The organism is Pseudomonas parakoreensis (assembly GCF_021602155.1).
Taxonomy (GTDB): domain Bacteria; phylum Pseudomonadota; class Gammaproteobacteria; order Pseudomonadales; family Pseudomonadaceae; genus Aquipseudomonas; species Aquipseudomonas parakoreensis.
Window position 1 is genome coordinate 1 of the sequence record NZ_BQHY01000099.1, and the last position, 255, is coordinate 255.

The 255-nt window shown below is 56.1% G+C and carries 1 protein-coding gene; it reads right to left on the bottom strand.

From position 1 onward, the window contains the following. On the bottom strand, positions 1-220 hold a 220-nt coding region (locus L6D63_RS28560; protein WP_236170529.1), incomplete at its 3' end, for a hypothetical protein. Positions 221-255 lie beyond the last annotated feature (35 nt).

The window sequence follows — 255 nt, forward strand, 5'->3', positions numbered from 1 at the left end:
GCGATGCTGCGCAGGACGTGATTGCGTCCTTGGCCGCTTGTTCGATGTTCTTGGCGATGACCTTGTTCACGTCATTGATCGCTGACTTCGCACTCTTCTCGAGCGTGTCCTTGATGTAGAGCTTCATCAGAACGGTGAGGCGCGGGCCTGATTCGCGCCAGTTGTAGCTGTCCTTCGACTCGTCCTTCGATTGGCCGTGATAGTCGACCTTCTCACTCATGTACACCTCGGCGCGGCTAGCGATGTACTCCTTGA